Source organism: Staphylococcus sp. FW104-15G4D, from assembly GCF_058790135.1.
Window position 1 is genome coordinate 191,976 of the sequence record NZ_JBYTCH010000001.1, and the last position, 13,753, is coordinate 205,728.

Sequence of the window (13,753 nt, forward strand, 5' to 3'; positions counted from 1 at the left end):
AAGAGCTCTTGCTAGAACATTGTTGTTTGGCAAGGGCTTTTTTAATGCATTTTTCTAAGTAGAGAAAATGCATTTAATATGAGATAGGTATCACGTATAAATAGAAATGAATGATAAGAGGCGCTAATAAAGATATAATAAAATAGCTGAAGAACAATATGACAATATAAAGAAAAGAAGGTTTAAAGAATGTCAGAATATGTAATAACGAATGGGAAAATATACACAGAGGAACAAACGATTGACAAAGGTTTTGTTCACATTAAAGAAGGCAAAATCTTAAGCGTCGGGTCCGGGCATTTTCAAGAGGAAGAAACGGATACTAATGAATCAATTCAATATATCGATGCTAAGGGACAACATATTTTACCAGGATTTATAGATATACATATACATGGTGGATATGGCGAAGATGCAATGGATGCCTCATATGACGGACTTAAACATTTAGCAGAATCACTACTATCTGAAGGTACCACTTCCTTCTTAGCGACAACGATGACTCAATCTACAGAGAATATTAACCGAGCTTTGAAAAATATTGTGACTTATAAAGCACATCAAGACATTGCTAACGCAGCAGAAATAGCTGGAGTTCATTTAGAAGGACCATTTATTTCAGAACATAAAGTAGGAGCGCAACATCCTAAATATGTTCAGCGTCCTTCCGCCGATCAAATTTGCGCTTTCCAAAAAGTGGCAGATGGTTTAATTAAAATCATTACATTTGCCCCAGAGGTTGAAGGAGCACAAGAAACGTTAAAGGCCTTAAAGGATAATATTATATTTTCTATTGGTCATACTGTAGCGACGTACGATGAGGCTAATGAAGCTGTTATGAGTGGCGCTAAACACGTGACCCACTTATATAATGCTGCTACTGGATTTGCTCATCGTGATCCAGGTGTTTTTGGTGCTGCGTGGTTAAATAAAAATTTGAAAACTGAAATGATTGTTGATGGTGTACATTCACATCCTGCTGCTATCGCTCTTGCTTACCAACTTAAAGGTAATAAGAATTGCTATCTAATTACTGATGCTATGCGAGCAAAAGGTATGCCGGAGGGTGAATATGATTTAGGAGGTCAAAACGTTATTGTAAAAGATAAAGAAGCACGTTTAGAAAGTGGCGCGCTTGCTGGCAGTATCTTAAGAATGAATGACGGCCTACGAAATTTGATTAATTTTACAGGAGACAGTTTAGAACGTTTATGGCGCGTAACTAGTTTAAATCAAGCTATTGCTCTAGGCATAGACGATGTTAAAGGAAGCATTGAGATGGGTAAAGATGCAGATATTGTTATATTAGACGATGAGTGCAATGTAAAAACAACAATTAAAAACGGTGTGCCACATCATTTTGGAAAGTAATGTGTAACATTGATTAGGACAATTGTTTTGATTATAATATAGCATTGAGTTTATATTTAACATTCTAGAAACGATGTATGATAAAATAGAAGAAATTACATTTTTTTCGGGGGGTGTCACGATGGGAAGGTCTTAACATGTAGTCGTCACTTATTTAATAACGATGATTTTAAAAACGTGTTACCTATGCGTGACACATATAATATGGAGGTGAATCCCTAGAAATAGGGAATTAATTGGAAACTTCGACCATAATTAGTTTAATCACATTTTTTCTTTTGATTGCATTAACTACGGTATTCGTTGGATCTGAATTCGCACTTGTTAAAGTGAGATCGACGCGAATTGAACAATTAGTTGAAGAAGGAAATAGAAGCGCAAAAATAGTCAAAAAAATGATAGCTAACTTAGATTATTACCTATCTGCATGTCAGTTAGGTATCACAGTTACATCATTAGGTTTAGGTTGGTTAGGGGAACCTACTTTTGAAAAGTTATTACATCCTCTATTCGACTTATTGCATTTACCTGATGCATTAACTACGACAATTTCATTTGTTATATCATTTATTGCTGTGACTTATTTACACGTGGTATTAGGTGAATTAGCACCTAAATCATTTGCGATTCAACATACTGAACAACTCGCATTACTTTATTCAAGACCGCTTTATTACTTCGGTAATATCATGAAACCATTAATTTGGTTAATGAATGGTTCGGCACGTGTGATTGTAAGAATGTTTGGTTTCGATCCAGACGCTCAATCGGATGCGATGTCAGAGGAAGAAATTAAAATTATTATAAATAACAGTTATAACGGCGGAGAAATCAATCAAACAGAGCTTGCATATATGCAGAATATCTTTTCATTTGACGAACGCCATGCAAAAGATATCATGGTACCACGTACGCAAATGGTTACACTCAATGAACCATTTAACGTGGATGAGTTACTTGAAACGATAAAAGAACATCAATTTACCCGTTATCCTATCACTGAAGATGGGGATAAAGACCATGTAAAAGGATTTATAAACGTTAAAGAATTTTTAACAGAATATGCTTCAGGTAAACCGATTAAAATTGCAAACTACATTCATGAGTTGCCAATGATTTCAGAAACTACTCGCATAAGTGATGCACTTATAAGAATGCAAAGAGAACATGTGCATATTAGTTTAATCATTGACGAATATGGTGGCACAGCTGGTATCTTGACTATGGAAGATATTCTAGAAGAAATCGTTGGTGAAATTCGTGATGAGTTTGATGATGATGAAGTGAATGACATCGTTAAATTGGACGATTCAACATATCAGATTAATGGTCGTGTACTATTAGATGACCTTAATGAACAATATGGTATCGAATTTGAAGATTCTGAAGACATAGATACAATTGGTGGTTGGCTTCAATCACGCAATACGAATTTACAAAAAGATGATTATGTTGATACTGAGTATGATCGTTGGGTTATTACTGAAATCGACAATCATCAAATTATTTGGATCAATTTAAAATATGAATTTAATAATCATCGACCATCTGTAGATGAAGAAGATGAAAGTGAAAATTCTGATTCATAATGCTTTTAAGACGCTTAAACTTAATGTTTAAGCGTCTTTATTTGTATCTCATATAGGCGATAAGTTATGCTTAATGACACAATTTAAAAGAAATATTTCAAATCATTCATGATGGAAGAGAACTACAAAATTAATTTTAATAAATTATATTTTTGTTCCAAACCTATGAAAAGTTTGGATAAAAAGGAGAGAAATATAAATGGTAAATGATACACAAGTTTTAAATAATGGATATCCAATGCCTTCAATTGGTTTAGGTGTTTATAAAATTACTGATGAAGATATGGAAAATGTAGTGAATACTGCTATAGAAACAGGTTATCGTGCTTTTGATACTGCATATTTTTATGGAAATGAAGTAGCATTAGGTAAAGCTTTACAGAATTCAGGAGTAGATAGAGAAGATTTATTTATTACATCTAAATTATGGAACGATTATCAAGGATATGACAATACGATTGAATATTTTAATCACTCCTTAGAAAACTTAGGTTTAGACTATATTGATCTATTTCTAATTCACTGGCCATGCGAAAAAGATGGTTTGTACATAGAATCTTATAAAGCCTTAGAAAAACTATATGAAGAAGGTAAAATTAAAGCTATTGGAGTTTGCAACTTTAAAAAGCATCATTTGGAAAAGTTAATGAAGGAAACGGAAGTAGTTCCTCAAGTTAACCAAATAGAATTACATCCTTATTTCAACCAGGAAGACGTTCAAGCATTTTGTGATGACCATGACATTAAGGTAACTGCATGGATGCCTCTAATGAGAAATAGAGGTTTATTAGATGATCCGACAATAGTAGATATAGCGAAACGTTATGATAAAACGCCTGCTCAAATTGTTTTACGCTGGCATTTAGCACATAATCGAATGATTATACCTAAATCTAAGACACCAGAACGAATTGAAGAAAACTTTGATATATTGGATTTTAACTTAGAACTCACAGATGTTGCGGAAATTGATAGTTTAAATAAAGGTGCACGTCAAGGTAAAGACCCCGATGAGGTGAGTATAGGAGATTTGAAATAGTATCAAGCATAGTGATGATTGACTGCATAAACTTTAAAAAGTTCTATTTTTTACATTATTTTTGAAGAAAATATATTTATTAATTTATAATAAAGGGTAGAAATAAGTATTGAGCTAAAGTTAAGATTATGTAAATAAATAGTTTTGGCTAGAATATACTATTAAGAAATTGATAAAATATTATTAAATCAATTTATAGAAAAGGATGTAATCAGATGAAAGTCAGAGTCATCGTTCCTTGTTATAACGAAGGCGAAGTCGTATTAAAAACTTATGACAAATTGACTGAAATTATGTCGAAGGATAGTTCAGTTAAAAACTATGAATACGATTTATTATTTATTGATGATGGTAGCAAGGACACTACGATTGACCATTTACAAAATCTTGCTGCTTACGATAGCCATGTTAAGTTTCTATCATTTAGTAGAAATTTCGGAAAAGAAGCTGCAATGATTGCTGGTTATCAAAATAGCACTGATCATGATGCTGTAGTGATGATTGATGGCGATTTACAACATCCTCCTGAATATATACCTCAAATGGTTGAAGGATATTTAGAGGGATATGATCAAGTTATTGCTAAAAGAGACCGTAAAGGTGAAAACTTCGCTCGCAAATCTATGTCTCGTTTTTATTATAAAATGATCAATACTTTTGTAGAGGATATTCAATTTGAGGATGGTGTGGGTGACTTTAGATTACTAAGCCAACGTGCGGTGCAAGCCTTAACATCACTTGATGAGTATAATCGTTTTTCGAAAGGATTATTTGAGTGGATAGGTTATAATACTAAGATATTCACTTATGAAAATGTGACACGTGAAGCAGGCGAATCGAAGTGGACATTCAGAAAACTATTAAATTATGGTATTGATGGTTTGATTTCATTTAATAATAAGCCATTGCGTATGATGATTTATTTAGGAATGTTTACTTTCTCAATTAGTATTTTATATATCGTCTATTTATTTATTAATATTTTAATTTCAGGTATTAACATACCTGGTTATTTCACAACTATTGCTGCGATCCTCCTATTAGGGGGGATACAACTTATATCTATTGGCGTGATAGGTGAATATATCGGTCGTATATACTATGAAGTTAAACATAGACCGAAATATATTGTACAAGCGACTAATCTTAAACCTATTGATAATGAATCTAGTCAGAAACAAACACATAATAAAGTTGAAACACCACAATATAAAAATAGAGATGACTATTATAAATTGAGTACTTATCGTAGGGAAAGTGCGCAAGTTAAGTCTAAAACCCAAGCTAGTCAGCAACAAGATCGTTATAAAGAACATGTTTATTAAAGGAAAGAGAGTATCAAAACAAAATTAGTTTTGATACTCTCTTTTGTAATTTTTACGAAAAGTTAAACTTTTTTAATGTAAGCATCATAGTTGTTCCCACATTAAGTTCACTTTCTACTGATATTGAGGCATCGATTTGTTGTGCAAGTTCACTGGCAATGTATAATCCTAGTCCCGAACCACCTGTTTTCGTATTTCTTGAATCTTCTACTCTAAATGTTCTTTCAAAGATGCGAGATTGAAGTTCATGCATAATACCAATGCCTTCATCTTTTATAGCTATATTAATGCTATCTTTATTAGCATTTTCAGAAATAATAATATCAATTCGACTTCCATAATTAGAAAATTTTAATGCGTTATCTAATAAATTAGTCAAAATACGCTCTAAAGGAGGACGATATTGATAAAAAGTGTCAATACGACTACAGAAATTAACTTCCAATGATCGATGTTCAAGTTTAATACGTTGTTCGTAGGTTTGTAATATATTTACAAGTAACTGATCCAATTGAATTAATTCTAATGGATAGGAACGACCTGTGTTAAGTGATATCACATGTGTCATATCATCAAATAAGGTGGATAGACGGTTGGCCTGTTTAATTAACGTCTCATAGGCTGCATGTACTTCTTGCTGTTCTTGGATGACTCCATCACGTAAACCTTCAGTATATGAAATAATTCCTGCAAGTGGTGTCTTTAAATCATGGGCAAGATTTTGAATAATTTCAGTTTTTTCCTGTTGTTCATTTTTAATCATGTCCATTTGTTTAGTGATTTCATCTGCCATTTTATTGAATGAGTCATTTAATTCTCTAATTTCTCTGGGTGATTGGAAAGTATCATCATCTATTAAATGCTCACCGTTGACGAACTGTTTCGTCTTAATGTTGAATTGTTTAATTTTCTGGATTAAAGGATTAATAAAGATACTGCATATTAATAGTGTTAAACAACTTGTAATCATTGTCGTAATGCTTAAGCTTAAGGTCATGTGACCATTGAACCACATAAGTTTATACGCAATGACCAGTATAATGGTTGTTAAGAGTACACTGGAAATAACGCCGATAGCGATTTGGCTACGAATAGAGAACATGCTTATCGGCTCCTTTCAAATTTATATCCTAACCCCCATACCGTTGTTATTGTATATGAGATGAAATGATGTTTCTCTAATTTTTCTCGTATGCGATGGATATGAACATTAACAGTATTTGCATCCTCGTAGTAATCATATCCCCAAACATTTTCTAAAAGTTCTGACTTGGAAATGACTTCATTTTCACGAGAGGCAAGGTACCATAATAATTCAAACTCTTTAATACGCATAGGAATTTCTTCACTATTTATGGTTAATGTTTTACTTTGATTTTTCAAAATGAGACCGTTAAATTCAAGTTGCTCGGTCTGATGATTAGATTGATATTTACTAATACGTGCAAGTAAATTATTTGTCCGTAATACTAGTTCTCTAGGGCTGAATGGTTTCTTAACATAATCATCAGCGCCTAATGTTAAAGCGTAAATTGTGTCGTGTTCTTGTGTCTTAGCTGTTAAGTAAATAAAAGGAATATCAAGTTGCTGTGCTTTCATTTCTTTTACAATATCGTAACCTGAAACTTCAGGCATCATAATATCTAAAATCATGACATCGATTTCTGATGACAGCAATTTGATGGCTTCTCTACCATTTGTTGTCGTTGTTACTTGATAACCTTCATATTCAAAATAAGTCTGACAAATATCTACAATATCTTGCTCATCATCTACGATTAGTAAGTGGGTCATGCTTGTCTTCACCTCGGTTGTTACGTACTCTTAATTGAGTGATAACTTCTTTAAGTGAAATCTTATTAATTAGTGAGTGACTCATTAATAAGATTATAAAGAATGCTAATTGTAAAGGGTACGTAAAAATCATATCTGCTAAGATATAATTTATCATAACAAAGGCACCAAAGAAACTTGCAGTATAAGCCAAAACGCCTAAGATTAAACCTAGACCGATTGCCATTTCTCCTAACGGGATAATGAAGTTAAATAAACCTGTGGAATGGGAGACAATATTTTCGAAAAACCATTTATACCATTGCGGAGAATCTGTATTATCGCGAATGACAGGTACTAGACCATTAAGTGTGAAATCGCCTGTAAACTTCTCCAAACCTTGCCGGAAAATGACAATTCCAGAACCTACGCGAATGATAAAAATTATTAATAAACTTAACTTGTTCATAGTTTTTCCTCTCTCTTTCTCTCAATACAAACATATGAATATGTGATTAAGTTATTTTAATTTTGCGCCACCGAAAATGACATGAGCCTTTTCACAATAAATTGTTACTTCGTTGTATTTATTTAAATCAATGTTCTTTAAATCAAATGTTTGTTGAGATTTGTTGTAATCCACTGTTGAAATTTTCTTTCCTGATTTAATATTGCCATCTTTCGTTAAGTATACATATAGGTCTGGTCCTTTAGATGACTTATAGTCTTTAAGCATCAATTTGCCATTTTCAATTTTTGCTGTACCTTCGACCTTTTCGCCATTTTTAGATTTAAATGTACCAGATAATTTTTTTGAATTATCAGTTTTAACTTTGCTTTCTTCTTGTTGTTTATCTTTGTCGTGAGCATGTTCATTATTTGAATTAGAATTTCCACAAGCTCCTAAAGTAAGGGATGTCACAATTGCGCTTACTGCTAATAAATATTTGGTATTCATGATGTATTCCTCTTTTCTATTTGTATTTAAGATAAGTTTAATCGGAGTAACAAATATAAACCATTAACTTTTTATTAACTACATTTAAAAAAGAATTAAATCAAAATAATTTTTATTTATAGATTTAAGTATTAATGTGATTTTAAAGATTAAAATGAAAAGTGGAGGATTAGAAGGTAAAAAAAGACTGAGATAACAATGATTATCTCAGTCCAAATATAGATGTTGGAAATAGGTGAGGAAATTAAGAGTTCTTATTACGATTAACAAAGTATAAGTATTATAAGTTTCCTTTCACAAAAAAGATACCTTGCCACAAAATATATGCTATGAATAGGAAGTAAATAATCACAAATACATACCAAAATGGTGTCAAAATCATCATTAAAGTCAATGATAAAATTATAATAATTGTACCAGTGGTGATAGGTCTTTTAACTTTTCGCAATAAAGACAGGTGTTCGATTTCAGATAACTTAAAGGTTCCTACAAATAGTAATACAGCGCCAATAATAAATATCGCTGGGGCTAAATAAGGTAAAGACATGTATACAGATTGTTCACTAGAAATATCAGTGATAAATTGAGCTAAACTGATGACTATGGCAAATATAGTAGCGATAAATTTTTGTTCTTTTATCAAAAATGGATATAATTTGTGATTTAAATATATCTGTAAAAATGTCCATACTAAAAATAAAATTGTAGTGAATAAAGTTATGAAATTAAACTTATCAATCACAAATATATCAATCACACAGTTGATTGATATTGATAATAATATGGAGCTAAACTTAAGTTGTTTGTATTGATGCCGATATAAGTCTAAACCGGTAACGAGTATGACAACGGCAATATTAATTAATATAAATATAATCATGTTGAACTCCTATCCATAATTCTTCATCTCAACATTATATCAATTAACATAAACTTAATCATTACATAACACTCAAGAAACTTTAACTTATTAATTATTTTAAACTCCTTTTTTATTACTCCACAATAATGTATGTAATTGTGGAAGTACATAAACATGGTTCATCTCATCACTTTCCATCACTCTGTCTACTAGTTTTTCATATCTTTCTAATAATTTATCAGTATGGTTTTCGACTTCATCTTCTAAATAGGGATTACCCACTTGAAGGTAAAATGGAATTGAAGGGTAACGATGGTGAATCATTGTTGCAAATTCATAATCTTCTTCATTAAATATAACAACTTTTAAATTAAGTGTGTCATGTACACATTGATCAATAACTGAATCTAATGTATTTAAATTTGGTTTCATCATTGAACTAGGTGGTTTAGGACTAATGGTTAAATCATTAATTTGAGTCATCCATGGTTGGAATTTACTTCCTTGTGTTTCTAATGCTGTATAAATATTTTTCTCTTCAAACAAATCTACTAAATCTTGAATTCCTTTAATTAGGGCTGGATTACCTCCTGAGATAGTGACATGATTAAAATGGTTGCCACCTACTTCGAGTAATTCTTCATAGATTTCTTCAGCCGTAAGTAGACGGATATCTTCCTTAGCACTACCATCCCAGGTAAATGCTGAGTCGCACCAACTACAACGATAATCACAACCAGCTGTACGCACAAACATCGTTTTACGGCCAATTACACGACCTTCGCCTTGAATCGTAGGTCCAAATACTTCTAAAACAGGAATCTTAGCCATAAATTACTGAGCATCCTTTGGTCTATAAACTACATAGCTTGTTGGTGTTTCACGTAAGAATACTTGAACACATTTAGGCTGATTATCACGTTTACTCAAGTAGTCTTTTACCATAGTATAAATTGTTTGTGCGACAATTTCTGTAGATGGATTTTTGCCTTTAAATGGTTCTAAATCATTTAATAAATGATGATCGAATTGATTGTGGATTAACTTTTTCAAATCGGCAAAGTTTACAAGGAAACCATTATGATCTAATTCATCCCCAGCTATAGTTATGTTTACGAAATACGTATGACCATGTGTCCTCATACATTTTCCAGCATCTTCACAAGGGATATAATGTGCAGCAGAAAAATTAAAGTCTTTATTTAATTCGAATTGGTAGGGGTGTTCTACACTTGGATATATTTGTTGTAACATATTACTCGACTCCTTTGCTTTCTAAATAATGATGTAAACCACGTGCTCTTAACTTGCAAGCAGGACACTCTCCACATCCATCTCCGATAACACCGTTATAACACGTTAGTGTATTATGGCGTACATAATTTAATACACCTAATTCATCACTTAATTCCCATGTTTGAGCTTTATCTAGCCACATTAATGGAGTATGAATGACAAAATCTTTATCCATTGAAAGGCTCAATGTCACATTCATTGATTTAATGAAACTGTCTCTGCAATCTGGGTATCCTGAAAAGTCAGTTTCGCATACGCCAGTGATGATGTGTTTAGCATTAAGTTGGTAAGCTAAGGCTCCGGCAAATGATAAAAACAATAAATTACGTGCAGGAACAAATGTATTAGGTATACCATCATCATTTTCTTCAATCTCTAAATCATGTTGTGTTAATGCATTAGGTGTGAGTTGAGATAAAAGAGACATATCTAAGATATGATGTTTTAAATTTTGTTCATTTGCAATTTTTTTAGCGACTTCAATTTCAGTATCGTGTCTTTGACCATAGTTAAATGTGACAAGTTCTACTTCTTTAAAATGTTTTTTTGCATAAAATAAACAAGTCGTACTGTCTTGACCACCACTAAATACTACGATAGCTTTGTCTTTGTCTAAGGTACTTTTAGTCATAGCAATTACTCCTCATCATTAAAATTTGACATAAAAAAAGTCTATCTCTATAAAAAAGATAGACACGAGGATGTAAGAACACATATAGTTTTAATCATATAACCAAAAGTATATGTATACTCACATTCATTGGAGTTGAATACTCGTCTAGTTTTTTATAGAGGGTTTCGGCTAGGAACCTCTTTTTATTAATTTTGTACGCAAAATAGAATAAACGATATACTGTATAAAATCAAGTCACGTTCTGTGATAATAGAGTGACAAATATAATAAAATAATAAAATTTAATTTTTCGGAGCAAACTTATGATTGTAATGATAGATAACCATGATTCTTTTACTTATAATTTAATAGATTATCTTAAAGTTCAAACGACTGATGAGGTTAAAGTTATATCAGTTGATGAAGTATCAATTACAAAGCTTAAAAAGTTGAGTCCTAAAGCTATTATTATTTCACCTGGGCCCGGTAAACCAAGTGATTATCCGGTACTTTCAACCATTATTTCTCATTATGACCAACTTATGCCAATTCTTGGCGTTTGTTTAGGCTTCCAACTCATTGTTGAATATTATGGTGGTCGTATTATTCATAGCCCTAAACCTATACATGGTCATACCACTACTCTACGTCATACCAATGAAGGTATTTTCAAAGGACTTCCTCAAGAGTTTAACGTGATGAGATATCACTCATTAATGGTAGATCCAGAATACATACCAAACACTTTAAAGGTCACTGCGACTAATGATGAGAATGTTATTATGGCAGTTCAACATCAATATTTATCCATTTACGGTGTGCAATACCACCCAGAATCTATTTTAAGTGAATATGGCCATGACCAACTTAAATTATTTTTAAATGAGGCAGGCGTTGAATATGCATGTTGAATTCAATTACCGATATTTTGAAGATGAAGAAAGTTGTACGGATTATCATATTCTGATGGAAGAATGTTTAGATTCTAAGATTGCATACAGTGTTGAGGAAGTGGGGAATGTTATTCATTTTGCTGAAAATGAACAGCAAAAAGGTTACTATGTCGCAGTCTATATAGCGTATGAAGCGGCTCCCTATTTTAATAAGCATATGTGTGTAAATACAACAGGAGAAGCAAAGATTTTAGCAGCTGCATACTCATTCAAGTGTGGTCGAGATGTAGAGAGAAATCGTCGTCAGGATGGTGCTCATACAAATAATGCTTTATCGCATCATTTTAAATTCATAGAAAGTGATGAAGCAATGATTGACAAAATAAAGCACATTCAAAAAGCCATAGTAGATGGCCATACATATCAAGTTAACTACACTACGCGATTAATTTCAGATATTCAGGTACCTATTAAAGCACTATATGACAAACTGAATAATCAACAAAATGGTAGTTATACAGCTCTAATCGATACACCATATATAAAAGTAGCGTCTATTTCTCCAGAGTTGTTCTTTCAAAAAGGAAAATTTGGAGGTAAGAGCAACGTCATTGTAAGTAAACCTATGAAAGGAACTATGCCCAGAGGTCGAACTATAGAAGAAGACGAAACATTATATAATAAATTAAAGCATTCCGATAAAGATAGAGCCGAAAATGTCATGATAGTAGATTTGTTAAGAAATGATATTTCTCGAATTTCACAAAGTGGCACAGTTAATGTATACAAACCATTTATGATTGAGCGTTATAACACAGTATTTCAAATGACGAGCATGGTTACTGGACAGCTGGAGTCAGAAATGAAGCTCATAAATATTTTAACTGCTTTATTTCCTTGTGGATCAATTACAGGCGCACCTAAATTAAGTACCATGAAATATATTGAACAATTAGAATCATCCCCTCGCTCAATATATTGTGGAACGATAGGTATGTTACTACCAGAAGGACGTATGATTTTTAATATTCCAATACGTACGATTGAATATAGAAATCAAAGTGCAATCTATGGCGTTGGCGCTGGTATTACTATTGATTCTATCCCTGAAAATGAAGTTCAAGAATTTCACGACAAAACTAAAATCTTGGAGAATTTGTAAGATGCAATTATTTGAAACAATGAAACTTGAAGATGGTTGTATATATAGAGAAGTTTATCATTTAAAAAGAATTACAGAATCGAGCAAAGAGTTAAAATTTAATTTTGATCAACAGCAATGGTATGAGTTAACTCAAATGATAAAGACGACATATCCAAATGGCAAATATCGTTTGAAGTTAACTTTAGAACAAAATGGGCAATTAAATTATGTACTCGCACCTTTAGCAGATAAGACATTTTTTACAGCAAAAATGGTTCAAAGATCTCATATAGTAAAAGAATCGATTATTGTTAATAAAACTTCTGAACGTCATTATCTAGAACATAGTCATGAAACAGATTTAATACTTTTATATGATGAAAATGGAAAAATTTTGGAATTTGACATTGGCAACATTATGATCGAGGAAGGAAATGAATGGTACACACCATGTTATAACGATGACTTTCTACGAGGTTGTATGCGTCAATCACTTATTGATCAAGGTAAATTAAAAACGAAGAATATAGATATAGATGATTTTAGAAAGAAATTACAAAGAAAACAAATTAATGTCTATTTAATCAATAGTCTACGAGAGGTTGCCGATGTCAAAATTTATCTATAAAATTAATATGAAAGAAATTTGAATATTTAAAAGAAGAGGTAGCCTATGACAATCTTATGGTTAGTTATCTTAGTTGTGCTCGCAATTTTAAATAAATATATTGTTCAAAAATTGTTATCGCAAAATAAAATGCTTTACGCACGAATTTGTGCAACGATAACTAGCCTATGTGCATGTCTATTGGTTTATCTTTTAATAAAATCGTTGATGCCGCATGTCATTGATTTAATGAATGTGTTTTATCATTACTAATTTGTATGAG

At 32.0% G+C, this 13,753-nt stretch carries 15 protein-coding genes; 7 read left to right on the top strand and 8 right to left on the bottom strand.

The features are described from left to right. Nucleotides 1-189 precede the first annotated feature (189 nt). The 4 genes from nagA (at nucleotide 190) to AC3WQX_RS00965 (ending at nucleotide 5,324) form a co-directional block, all read left to right on the top strand. The gene (gene nagA / locus AC3WQX_RS00950; protein ID WP_023350686.1) at nucleotides 190-1,371 is read left to right on the top strand and encodes an N-acetylglucosamine-6-phosphate deacetylase; all 1,182 of its coding nucleotides are present in this window, start codon (nucleotides 190-192) and stop codon (nucleotides 1,369-1,371) included. Nucleotides 1,372-1,607: 236 nt separating this feature from the next. After that, nucleotides 1,608-2,960, top strand: coding sequence for a hemolysin family protein (locus AC3WQX_RS00955; protein WP_002432987.1), 1,353 nt, complete (start codon nucleotides 1,608-1,610; stop codon nucleotides 2,958-2,960). A 199-nt stretch (nucleotides 2,961-3,159) separates the two neighbouring features. Further along, complete coding sequence (locus AC3WQX_RS00960; protein WP_023350685.1) at nucleotides 3,160-3,999, top strand: aldo/keto reductase; 840 nt, start codon at nucleotides 3,160-3,162, stop codon at nucleotides 3,997-3,999. 215 nt (nucleotides 4,000-4,214) lie between these two features. Next, entirely contained in the window at nucleotides 4,215-5,324 is a 1,110-nt protein-coding gene (locus AC3WQX_RS00965; protein WP_023350684.1) for a glycosyltransferase family 2 protein, read from the top strand. 52 nt (nucleotides 5,325-5,376) lie between these two features. Here AC3WQX_RS00965 and AC3WQX_RS00970 read toward each other — a convergent pair whose 3' ends face one another. The 8 genes from AC3WQX_RS00970 to queC form a co-directional block, all read right to left on the bottom strand. Then, entirely contained in the window at nucleotides 5,377-6,426 is a 1,050-nt protein-coding gene (locus tag AC3WQX_RS00970; RefSeq protein WP_023350683.1) for a sensor histidine kinase, read from the bottom strand. A gap of 2 nt (nucleotides 6,427-6,428) precedes the next feature. After that, nucleotides 6,429-7,118: a response regulator transcription factor SaeR gene (saeR, locus tag AC3WQX_RS00975; protein WP_030059105.1), complete on the bottom strand. Its 690-nt coding sequence runs from the start codon at nucleotides 7,116-7,118 to the stop codon at nucleotides 6,429-6,431. After that, complete coding sequence (locus tag AC3WQX_RS00980; protein ID WP_002433139.1) at nucleotides 7,093-7,566, bottom strand: DoxX family membrane protein; 474 nt, start codon at nucleotides 7,564-7,566, stop codon at nucleotides 7,093-7,095. Before AC3WQX_RS00980 ends, saeR begins: the two co-directional genes overlap by 26 nt. 51 nt (nucleotides 7,567-7,617) lie before the next feature. Beyond that, on the bottom strand, nucleotides 7,618-8,055 hold the full coding sequence (locus AC3WQX_RS00985) for a DM13 domain-containing protein (RefSeq protein WP_049326443.1): 438 nt from the start codon (nucleotides 8,053-8,055) through the stop codon (nucleotides 7,618-7,620). A gap of 280 nt (nucleotides 8,056-8,335) precedes the next feature. Then, nucleotides 8,336-8,935, bottom strand: coding sequence for a hypothetical protein (locus AC3WQX_RS00990; protein ID WP_002433459.1), 600 nt, complete (start codon nucleotides 8,933-8,935; stop codon nucleotides 8,336-8,338). 99 nt (nucleotides 8,936-9,034) lie between these two features. Beyond that, complete coding sequence (gene queE, locus AC3WQX_RS00995) at nucleotides 9,035-9,748, bottom strand: 7-carboxy-7-deazaguanine synthase QueE (RefSeq protein ID WP_002433181.1); 714 nt, start codon at nucleotides 9,746-9,748, stop codon at nucleotides 9,035-9,037. Nucleotides 9,749-9,751: 3 nt separating this feature from the next. Next, complete coding sequence (gene queD / locus AC3WQX_RS01000) at nucleotides 9,752-10,171, bottom strand: 6-carboxytetrahydropterin synthase QueD (RefSeq protein ID WP_002433142.1); 420 nt, start codon at nucleotides 10,169-10,171, stop codon at nucleotides 9,752-9,754. Between the two features lies 1 nt (nucleotide 10,172). After that, nucleotides 10,173-10,844, bottom strand: coding sequence for a 7-cyano-7-deazaguanine synthase QueC (gene queC / locus AC3WQX_RS01005; RefSeq protein ID WP_023350679.1), 672 nt, complete (start codon nucleotides 10,842-10,844; stop codon nucleotides 10,173-10,175). 305 nt (nucleotides 10,845-11,149) lie between these two features. Here queC and AC3WQX_RS01010 point away from each other — a divergent pair, with 305 nt between their 5' ends. The 3 genes from AC3WQX_RS01010 to AC3WQX_RS01020 are packed head-to-tail and all read left to right on the top strand — an operon-like array spanning nucleotide 11,150 to nucleotide 13,491. Beyond that, nucleotides 11,150-11,737 (top strand): anthranilate synthase component II, encoded by a 588-nt coding sequence (locus AC3WQX_RS01010; protein WP_023350678.1) that lies wholly within the window; start codon nucleotides 11,150-11,152, stop codon nucleotides 11,735-11,737. Then, on the top strand, nucleotides 11,727-12,881 hold the full coding sequence (pabB, locus tag AC3WQX_RS01015; protein ID WP_037560676.1) for an aminodeoxychorismate synthase component I: 1,155 nt from the start codon (nucleotides 11,727-11,729) through the stop codon (nucleotides 12,879-12,881). Before AC3WQX_RS01010 ends, pabB begins: the two co-directional genes overlap by 11 nt. Nucleotide 12,882: 1 nt before the next feature. Continuing rightward, on the top strand, nucleotides 12,883-13,491 hold the full coding sequence (locus tag AC3WQX_RS01020; RefSeq protein WP_023350676.1) for an aminotransferase class IV: 609 nt from the start codon (nucleotides 12,883-12,885) through the stop codon (nucleotides 13,489-13,491). Nucleotides 13,492-13,753: the final 262 nt, after the last annotated feature.